The organism is Pseudoclavibacter sp. RFBJ3 (assembly GCF_002931375.1).
Classification (GTDB): Bacteria; Actinomycetota; Actinomycetes; order Actinomycetales; family Microbacteriaceae; genus Pseudoclavibacter.
Genome location: NZ_PSXZ01000035.1, coordinates 1 through 6883, shown reverse-complemented (window position 1 = coordinate 6883; position 6883 = coordinate 1). Strand labels below are relative to the sequence as shown.

The following is a 6883-nucleotide window of genomic DNA, read 5'->3' as shown; positions in this document are numbered from 1 at the left end:
AACTTTCGCTCGCGCTCCCGCGCAGCATTGTTCGCCGGCATCCGCCCACCCCTTGCTCATCGGGGTGTTGCAACGACCGACAGAAACCGCCCATGGGTTTCGGGACGGGATGCCCGCATCTGGAGTGGCCGTCACGAGCAGATAACAGCTGTGTTCATCCGTTCTTGCCTCTCGACCGAATCGTTAGTAGCTAGGCCTCAACCATCGCGCGTCCCTTGGCTAGGGTTCTCGGATGCGCGCCACTGACCCCCCACGTTTTTCCGCTCTTATGCGATCTCCTGCAATGCTCGGGTTCGTTGGAGGAGTCGCCATCTCTCTGATCGGTGTGCTGGCCTGGAGCACGATTTCCGATGATCGAGGCTACGGTGACCCGACCATCGACGAGCTGGCTGCCCTCAATGCGGGCATCCCCTGGGCACTCGACACCGAGATTCACGTCTACGACGAAGGGTTGAACGACGCAGATTCCTATGCGTCGAGGTACTAGGTCAGCGGCGACTGGAAACTTGGACACCTCAACGAGTTACTGTCCGCGTGGAACGCGCAGAAAAACTCGCAGTCAGTGCCGATCAAATTCTGCATCTTCGACGCGGACGGCGTCGAGGAACTTGCGACTTTCGGACATCGCCCCGACCTCCCTTGCGGACCGTCCGTCGCCCCCTCCCTCAGGGAGGGGTGAGCGGCCACATCTGGTCTGGATGAACAACTGAGAGGAGGGCTGCACCCGCTCCCCCAGTCCGGCCCGGTGAGACATCGCAAAACCCATGGGTTTTGCGAGAGCGTTCGACAGTCAAACGCACGGGTTGGTGTGGAGTGATGAGCTGGTCGCTCTCAGGCAGCTCGCACTATGCCGGTTGTGCTGCCTTCCTCGAGTGTGGCCGGGCAGTAGGCGGTACTCGCGTGTGGTCGCGTGCTGAGCGTGATGAGCGTTTCGAGTCGGCGATGTGCTGCGTTCAAATCTCGGATCTGAGTTTCCATGCGTGCGCGCTCGTTCTCAAGCGTGTGGACGAGGTCTGCATCGAGATGCTTGTCGTCGATGGCGGGGAGTAGTCGCACGAGGAGGCGGCTGCTGAGTCCTGCGGTGAAGAGCTGCTGGATGAGCTGCACTCTCGGTACGGCGTCGTCCGCGAAGAGGCGCTGTCCGGTGCTGCTGCGTTCGGGGTGTAGAAGGCCCTGTTCTTCGTAATACCGCAGCGCGCGGGTACTCACGCCAGTCCGGTCTGCTAGCTCACCGATTCTCATCACCAGAATCCACGCTCCATGGGCTTGCCCTTCACGTCAACGTCAACTCTTAGCCTACGAAACGATGCGGGCGCTCGAGCCCGCAATCGACGAAGGAGAAGGACATGCAGATCAGTGGAGCAATCGCACTCGTCACCGGAGCGAACCGAGGAATCGGGAAGCGTTTTGTGGAGCAGTTGCTGGAGAACGGTGCGAGCAAGGTCTATGCCACGGCCCGCGACCCCGAGACGATCACTGTCGACGATCCACGTGTTGTGCCACTGCGCCTGGACCTACTCGATGAGGCCTCAATCGCGAAGGCAGCCGAAGCTGCCTCTGATGTGACGTTGCTCGTCAATAACGCCGGCATCACGACGGGCGCTGATCTTCTCACCGCACCGCTCGCAGAGATCAGGGCAGACCTCGAGACCCACCTGTTCGGGACGCTGCGTGTCATTCGCGCGTTTCTTCCCGCGCTTGGATCCGATGACGAGGCAGCGATCGTCAACGTGCTCTCCGTACTGTCCTGGGTCGCAACCCCGGCAGGCTCTGGCTCGTATTCGGTCGCGAAGGCTGCGGAATGGAACATGACTAACGGTGTGCGTGTGGAGCTCGCGGGGCACAACATCCTGGTTCAGGGAGTGCATCTCGGTGGAGCGGATACCGACATGATGGCCGGGAGTGACGGTCCGAAGATCGACCCGATCGAGGTCGCAAGAGCAAGTCTCGCCGGCATTGAGTCCGGGGCGATCGAGGTGCTCGTCGATGATCCTGCCCGGTTCGTGAAGGCCGCCCTCGGAGGGGACGCTGCGCAGCTCTACCGCTGAATATGCGCGCCAGGCGGCATCCCCTCCGCACAAACAATGTCCAGACGTTTCGAGGCTCTGCGTTCCCGAGGTGGCACAGGTGGCGTCCTGTTCTCGGGACGCGTGGGACCTCGTCGGTTGCCGGTGAAGTGTTTGTCTGGTCGGGTAGATCTTGGTTGGCTACGCGTTCGAATAGCTCGAATTTCTTGAGGTGTGAGGGAACGCGTTGGCTCGCCCGAGGCCCACCGTTACCAGGGCGACGGCCGAGAGCAGGATCATGGTGACAGGTAGCGACGCGGGCCCACTTCCGTCCACGAGTATCGCCCCGATTGCCCCGCCACCGAAGATCGCGAGGTTGAATGCGGTCGTGAGCATCGCGTTCGCAACGTCAACGCTCTCACCAGCGGCGTTGCCCATTGCGGTTTGCAATTGCGTGGCGGACCCGCCAAATGCGATCCCCCAGAGCGTGATCGCGACGACCGTTACGGGCAGTGACGTAGCGAAACCGAGCAGAAGCGCGCCGGCGACGACAAAGGTCGCCGTGCTCAGGAGAGTAAGTCTTCGAAGGGACCGGTCGATGAAGGTGCCCGTGATCCAGATGCCGACGAGGGCGGCTGCTCCGAAGATGAAGAGCGCGAGGTCGGGTCGGAGCCCGACGCCAGCACGGTCGAGGTAGGGCGCGATGTAGGAGTAGAGCAGGTTGTGGGCCAGCATCCAGGCGAACACCACGGTCAGGATGAGCGCGACCCCGGGAATGACCAGAACCTTTCCGAGCGGAAGTCGGGTACTCGACTGCTGCCCGGAAGCGTTCGGCACGGCGACGAGCACGAGCACCACGACGAGCACGGTCAGCACCGACACCGTAGCGAACGACCAACGCCAGCCGACCATCGAGCCGAGCCATGCCCCCAATGGGGTGCCGATCGAGAGAGCGATCGGTGTTCCAGCCATGGCAATAGCAAGGGCGCGGCCTGCGTGCTCGGGTGCGGCGATACGACGTGCGTAGCCGGCGAGCATGCCCCAGATGAGGCCGGAGAACGCACCGGCGATGAACCGCGCGACCAGAGCGATTGCAAGTGTCGGCGCCATGGCCGTGAGGGTGTTGGCAAGGAAGAAGCCCACAAGGCCGATCACCAACAGCGGTTTGCGTGAGACTCCGCGCGTCATTGCGATCGTCGGGATGGCGGCCACGATGGTGCCGAGGGCGTACACGGTGATGAGTTGGCCAGCAATGCCGGGCGTCACCGCGAATTCGGTCGCGAGCTGAGGGAGCAAGCCGGCCGGGAGTGTCTCGGTCATGATGATGATGAAACCGCTCAGGGCCATCAGGATGAGCGGGAGCACCGGCAGGCGTCTCGGGCCATCGGCGCGCTCCGCGGGGATGGCCTGTTGGGTTGGGGTGAACATGGGTCTCTCTTCTCAGTTACGGAACGTACGTTCCGATATTGAGGCCACGGGCTCACTCTGTCAAACTGGAACGAAAGATCCGAAAGAGGAGCCATGGCGCAACAGGGACGACCGAGGGCCTTCGTAGAGCGAGAGGTGCTCGACGCCGCAATGCGGGTGTTCTGGGAGCACGGGTATGAGGCGTCGACGGTAACGCAGCTCCGCGCCGCTACTGGGCTCTCGGCTGCGAGCCTCTACGGGGCGTTCGGCTCGAAAGAGGGGCTGTTCGAGCGCACGGTCGAGCACTACGTCGTCGGTCCAGGACGCGTGAGTGACCTCGTGCGGGACCTGTGGATCGATCCAGTCGAAGCGCTCGACCGTATGCTGCGTGCCACGATCGACATGCAGTCGGACCCGGGGAACCCTGGAGGATGCCTGGTCACGCTCTCGGCGACTGTCGGGGCAGGTGGAGAGGACGACGTCGCGGCTCGCGCTATCGTCGCCGCGCGTCGAACGGCCGATCGTGCGGGCATCGAAGCCTGCATCCGGCGGGGAATCGAGGCCAACACGATCCGCGCAGACCTCGACCCCGCGATCATGGCAACACTCATACATTCCTTCGTGCTCGGGATCTCGACGCAACTGGTCGACGGGGTCAGCCCCTCGGAGCTCAACGCCGCGGCGAGCGCGTTGATCGATAGTGTCCGTTCTCGGCACTGCAGTCGGAACGAGATGTGCGGTTCGGCCGCGGAGCAGCGGCGTTCCTGAGGTGAGCTCCTAGGTACCAGCGCGACGTCACGGAACCAGGACCTCGATCCCCCATGGCTCTGTGCGTGGTGACACATTGATATGGGGGGTTCCCCCGAGCTCTGCTCACGCGCACCCATGTCCCAGGAATCATTAGGTTTCCGAGACACGGCAGTCGCCAGTTGATGACGAGACCGCCCCCGATCCACTCGTGTCTGTGAGATCGACCCCGGGGCCGGTTCCGGCAGAAGGCATGTCTCAAAACCTCCTCATCTCAAAAGCCATGGGTTGCGAGAACGAGGGTGATCCCCACGAGTACGTGTTTCCGCACCACCTCCCGCTAGTCGTCGTGAACACACCGCCGGACCGTGTCCGCCCTAGGCCAGCTCGAGGGAGAGTATGGGGCGGTGAGCACCCATTTCGACAAAACGTTCCGGGCCGATCCGCGGTTTGCGCGCAAACGAGTCGCAGGTCTCACCTGGTTCGGGATCGCGCTCATCCTGGCGGGCTTCGTCTGCATCGTGTTCACTGCGCAGAACTTCATCCCTCTCGCCGAGTGGGCCCGCGAGGGAGGCGAGGACTCGGCACTGGTTCGCAATCGCATGGCGGGCATCACGCCGCTTGTCATGATCGCGATCGAACTCGTTGGCATCACTTGGGGGGTGTACCTCCTCATCGTCGGCGCTCGCCCGTGGCATGTCGCTGCGACCGGGACCCGGCTGCGCAAGCGCTACTACGGCTTCCATCTCAGCGATCAGACCTTCTTTCACGAGGCGCACCGGCGATTCGCGACCGGTGATCCGTCAGTGTTCGCGCCCTTTCCTCACCAAGTAGATGGCGGGCAGACGGTCGTGATGATCTGGACAGCCGACGCCGACCAGACCGCGTTCGTCGGCATCTCCTGGGACCAGAATCGGCGACGCACGCACAATCTGCCACTCATCTCGCACACTGGCCCGCGCTATCAGGCACTCGACGCCGCGCTCCGGAACAAGCTGTACAAGCCGCTGCCCGACGAGCACAATCCACTGCTGCGCCCCGGCACTCGACCAGCAGACTGAGCGAGCCGATCAGCCGCCGAACGAGTCCAGCGGTGTCCGCTGCCCTTCTCGAAACTCGTCTAGGGCCCGCTCGAAGGAGTACGACGAGGACCGGTAGAGCACGGATCCATCGTGCGCGACGAGGATCATGCCGCCGCCGCGAATCGATCGGAACACCGCGACTCCCCCATCGAACGGGGCCGCGGACACGGGATCTTCAAAGACCTTCCCCCGCTTCTCGTTGAGGGAGCAGAAGAGACGAAATCCCGAGTCCGCGAGTCGGCGGTCCGATGCCGAGAGCCGTCCCCAATCGACCGAGGGTGGCACGGCATCCCCACGGCTGACGGGAACGAGGATGGGCGATAGGGCCGGTGATCCCGCCGCGTCGAGGTACGACTCGCGGATCTCCTGCGGCGTCGAGCGCAGCAGGTGGGTGAAGTCGCGGGCATCCCTTGCTGCGGTGATTCCAGCATCGGCGATCTCGATGCCCCGTTCGGAGCCGTCTGTCCCGCGCACGGACACCCACCCGGGTGCGACGGGCTCAAACCGCAGACCTTCCGCGATCTCGACGGGAGGAGCGGGCTCGACGAGGAGGGGGAGCCTGAGCTGGGGAGCGTGCCGGGCAGCCGGACCGAACTGCAGCAGCAGATAGCGCTCAACGTCTTCGGCGCCGCGAGCTCGCATCCTCGTGTCATGCAGGCCACGGGAGTACCGGCGGACGCACCACCATCCGTCAGCGTCCGAGACTTCATAGCCGGTCTCGAAGTCACCGACGAGCACCGTGTCGCCACGTGCGGTCACCTCGGCGCCGCCGAGCGCGACGAACTCCCGGAAGGCGGTCGAGAACAGCCACTCGGGCGACCACGACAGAACGACGGGCGGGTTCACCCGGGGTTGACCGACGTCGAAGACGGGAGATCCGTGTGGGTCCAGCAGTGCTCGTCGAAGGGTCCCGAGGGGCACGGCCATGAGGTGACTGAACGTTCGGGGCTCCCAGGGAACCCCGCGAAGGAAGATCACTGTTCGGCTCGGATCGGCCACGTTCCAGAGACGAACGTTTCCCTTGCCGTCGGTCGCCGACTCGGTGCCAGCGGCGAGCGCTGGCTGAGTGCTTGTCGCCAGCAGCCCGAATCCACGCGTCCCCCGGACTGATGCGTTGCCGATGAGGAAGGTCAGGTAGCGCTCGACGTCCTCGAGCCGTGACGCCTGAAACTCCGTGACATAGCTTCCCGATCGCGACGCTCCGGCCACCAGATAGCCGGCATCGCTTGATCGGACTCGGTGGCGCTCCTCGCCACCCCTGCTCCACACTTCGACGTCCTCATCGTCGCTGCCGACCGCGTACCCAGCCAGCCCGATGAACTCGGCGAACATCGACGAGGGACCGAGTGCGTTGAGAAGCGTCACGCAAGCGACGGTAGCGTGCCCGGGCCGAGGGAACCCTGCCGGGTCTACCCGACCCCACCGTGCCTCGAGTGCCTGCAGTCGAGGCTCATCGCTGGGGTTTACTCGGCCGCGTGAAGCAATGTGGTCGATGCAGCTCCTTGTAGGCGGTGCATCTGTCTCAGAACCTCCTTCGTCTCGAAACCCATGGGTGGTGTCAGCCGGTCGTCGCAACACCTGGTCTTGGTGGGTTCGAGAGTAGCTCTTCGAGGGCGCCTGCAGGGGTTCTGCCGCCGAGGG

General features: G+C 63.9%; 7 protein-coding genes. 4 read left to right on the top strand and 3 right to left on the bottom strand.

Translation table 11 applies throughout. The features are described 5' to 3' along the window. Positions 1-232 precede the first annotated feature (232 nt). Positions 233-487: a hypothetical protein gene (locus C5E07_RS18895; protein ID WP_146080667.1), complete on the top strand. Its 255-nt coding sequence runs from the start codon at positions 233-235 to the stop codon at positions 485-487. Between the two features lie 344 nt (positions 488-831). Here the strand turns inward: C5E07_RS18895 and C5E07_RS18890 are convergent, their stop codons facing one another. Next, positions 832-1242: a MerR family transcriptional regulator gene (locus C5E07_RS18890; RefSeq protein WP_104301625.1), complete on the bottom strand. Its 411-nt coding sequence runs from the start codon at positions 1240-1242 to the stop codon at positions 832-834. A gap of 104 nt (positions 1243-1346) precedes the next feature. On the opposite strand from C5E07_RS18890, the gene C5E07_RS18885 reads away from it, so the two are divergent. After that, on the top strand, positions 1347-2048 hold the full coding sequence (locus C5E07_RS18885) for an SDR family oxidoreductase (protein ID WP_104301623.1): 702 nt from the start codon (positions 1347-1349) through the stop codon (positions 2046-2048). A 159-nt stretch (positions 2049-2207) separates the two neighbouring features. Here C5E07_RS18885 and C5E07_RS18880 read toward each other — a convergent pair whose 3' ends face one another. Continuing rightward, on the bottom strand, positions 2208-3434 hold the full coding sequence (locus C5E07_RS18880; protein WP_258064059.1) for an MFS transporter: 1227 nt from the start codon (positions 3432-3434) through the stop codon (positions 2208-2210). 93 nt (positions 3435-3527) lie between these two features. Between C5E07_RS18880 and C5E07_RS18875 the strand changes: the two genes are divergently transcribed. After that, positions 3528-4181, top strand: coding sequence for a TetR/AcrR family transcriptional regulator (locus C5E07_RS18875; protein ID WP_104301621.1), 654 nt, complete (start codon positions 3528-3530; stop codon positions 4179-4181). A gap of 386 nt (positions 4182-4567) precedes the next feature. After that, positions 4568-5221, top strand: coding sequence for a hypothetical protein (locus C5E07_RS18870; protein ID WP_104301619.1), 654 nt, complete (start codon positions 4568-4570; stop codon positions 5219-5221). Positions 5222-5230: 9 nt separating this feature from the next. On the opposite strand, the gene C5E07_RS18865 is transcribed toward C5E07_RS18870, so the two are convergent. Further along, positions 5231-6607 carry an Imm61 family immunity protein gene (locus C5E07_RS18865; RefSeq protein WP_104301617.1) on the bottom strand — a complete coding sequence of 459 codons (1377 nt, stop codon included), beginning with the start codon at positions 6605-6607 and terminating at the stop codon, positions 5231-5233. Positions 6608-6883 lie beyond the last annotated feature (276 nt).